The sequence below is a fragment of the Micromonospora sp. NPDC002411 genome (assembly GCF_053592955.1).
In genome coordinates this window covers 1-2,758 of sequence record NZ_JBSFBM010000545.1, presented here as the reverse complement: position 1 = coordinate 2,758, position 2,758 = coordinate 1, and the positions used below count along the sequence as shown (strand labels likewise).

2 protein-coding genes are annotated in these 2,758 nt (G+C 73.9%); both read right to left on the bottom strand.

From position 1 onward, the window contains the following. Window positions 1-686 (bottom strand): beta-ketoacyl synthase N-terminal-like domain-containing protein (locus ACWCO3_RS33610; protein WP_450013977.1); only part of this gene is annotated, 686 nt, incomplete at its 3' end. Window positions 687-720: 34 nt separating this feature from the next. Then, window positions 721-2,758, bottom strand: a 2,038-nt coding sequence (locus ACWCO3_RS33605; RefSeq protein ID WP_450013975.1) for a type I polyketide synthase, incomplete at its 5' end; no start/stop codon positions are given.

The following is a 2,758-nucleotide window of genomic DNA, read 5'->3' as shown; positions in this document are numbered from 1 at the left end:
AGCGCCAGGTCGCACTCCCCCTGCCGCAGCGCCTGGGCGGCCAGGTGCAGGGCGACAAGGGACGACGAGCAGGCGGTGTCCACTGTGACGGCGGTGCCCTCGAGGCCGAACGTGTACGCGATCCGGCCGGAGGCGATGCTGCCGGTGCTGCCGGTGCCGAGCGAACCTTCGGCGGAGTCGCCCAGCTCACCGACCAGGGCGGCGTAGTCGTGGTACATCACGCCGGTGAAGACGCCGGTGCGGCTGCCCTTGAGGGTGGCCGGGTCGATGCCCGCCCGCTCGAACGTCTCCCAGGACGTCTCCAGCAGCAGGCGTTGCTGCGCGTCGGTGGCCAGCGCCTCCCGGGGTGAGATGCCGAAGAACGCGGCGTCGAAGTCGCCGGCCTCGTGCAGGAAGCCCCCGTGCCGGGTGTACGACGTGCCGGGGTGGTCCGGGTCGGGGTGGTAGAGCTTCTCCACCTCCCAGCCCCGTTCGGCGGGGAACTCCCCGATGGCGTCGACACCCGAGTCGACGAGCTGCCACAGCGACTCCGGGGAGTCGACGCCGCCGGGGAACCGGCAGCTCATAGCGATGATGGCGATCGGCTCGCGGTGCCGCGCCTCTGCTTCCTGCAACCGCTCGCTGGTCTCGTGCAGTTCGGCGGTGACGCGCTTGAGATATTCGCGGAGCCGATCTTCGTTCGCCATGGGAATCACCTGTCCGAGAGAGTGTGCGAGCCGGTCAGGACGCGCCGAGCCGGCGGTCGATGAACGCGAACAGCTCGTCGTCGCTGGCTTCGTCGAGCGTTTCGGTGACCGGCGCGGACGCCCCGGTCACCTCGGCCCACTGGCCGGTGAGTGCCTTCAGCCGGGCCGCGACGCCGTCCCGCACGGCCAGTTCGGCGACCTCGTCGGGCAGCAGGGCGGTGAACGCCTGCTCTAGCCGGGCCAGTTCGTCGAGCAGCCGCGGGGTGCGGGCCGGGGCGAGCGTGCTCAGCAGGTGGTCGGCGAGAGCGCGCGGCGTCGGGTAGTCGAAGGTGAGCGTCGCCGGCAGGCTGAGCCCGGTGGCGGCGTTGAGGCCGTTGCGCAGTTCGACAGCCGCGAGTGAGGTGAACCCGAGGCCGGTGAACTCCAGGTCCGGGTCGACGGTGTGCGCTCCCCCGTCGCCGATCGTGGCCGCCACCTGGGTGAGGACGACGGTCAGCACCGCCTCGCTCCGGGCGGCCGGGTCCGTCGAGGCGATCTGCTCGGCGAGCGTACGGTCGGGTCCGCGTCGGGTGGTGCGGCGCTTCGGCGCCTCCCGCAGCAGGCCGCGTAGCACCACCGGCACACTGGCCGGGGTGGCCGTCGGGTCGAGTCGCAGCGGCACCAGGGCCGGCTCGGCGGCGCCGAGGCTCAGGTCGAACGCGGTCAGGGCCTGCGCCTCGGTCATCGGCAGGACGCCGGTGCGGGCCATCCGGGCCAGGTCGGCCTCGGTGAGGGTGGCGGCCATGCCGGCGGCCCACGGCCCCCAGGCCATAGAGGTGCCGGGCAGGCCGGCCCTTCTGCGGTACGCGGCGAGCGCGTCGAGGAACGTGTTGGCGGCCGCGTAGTTGCCCTGCCCCGGTCCGCCGACGACGCCGGCCGCCGAGGAGAACAACACGAACGCTGTCAACTGCCGGTCCCGGGTCAGCTCGTGCAGGTGCCAGGCGGCCTCGGCCTTGGGGCGCAGGACGGTGGCGAGGCGGTCCTCGGTCAACGCGGTGACCACTCCGTCGTCGAGCATCCCGGCGAGGTGGACGACAGCGCTCAGGTTGGTGAGGCCGTCGAGCACCTCGGCCAGCGCGGTGCGGTCGGCGGCGTCGCAGGCGACCACTGTCGCGGTGGCTCCGGCGGCGGCGAGGTCGCGCACCAGGGTGTCAGCGCCCGGGGCCTCCGGGCCCTGCCGGCTGAGCAGCACCAGGTCGGTGACGCCGTGCCGGGTGACCAGGTGGCGGGCGACGACCCGGCCGAGTCCACCGAGGCCGCCGGTGACGAGCACGGTGCCGGTGCCCAGTCCGGCGGTCTCGTCGCTGCCCGTCGCGTACGGCGTGAGGACGGGGGTGAAGACGCCGTCCACGCCGATGGCGATCTGGGACTGCTCGGCTGCCGCTGCGGCCTGGATCTCCGCCTCGCCGGTGCCGGGCTCGGCGTCGACGAGCGTGAACCGGCCGGGGTGCTCCGACTGGGCGGCACGGACGAGACCCCAGACGGCGGCTCCGGAGAGGTGGGTGATATCGCCGTGGGTGGCTCCGGCGGTGACCACTGTGAGGCGGGTGTCGGTGTCGACGGCCGACTGGAGGGCGGCGAGCGTGCGGGCGGTCGCGGTGCGCGTGGCGGCCACGGGGTCGGTGCCGTCCGCCGGGATCCGCAGGATGACGGTGTCGGGGTCGCCGGTGGCGGGCAGGTCGATCGGCGTCCAGTCGAGGCGGTGCAGCACCGACGGCGGCGCGTACGCCCGCAGCCGCAGGGCGGCCACGGAGATGACCGGGTCGCCCACGGCGTCGGCCAGCGTGACCTGGACGGCGTCGCCGACGCTCAGACGGACCTGGGCGGCGGTGACGCCGGGCTGGTGGACGGTGACGCCGGACCACGCGAACGGCACCTTGGCAGCGCCGTCGCCGGTCTGGTCGTCGAGGCCGAGAGCGTGTAGGGCGGTGTCGAGCATCCCGGCCGGGAACCGTCGGCGCAGCCCGGTCACCAGGTGGCGCAGATTCCTCGTGTACGCGGAGCGCTCCCGCGTGTTCGCCGGGACCAGGCTG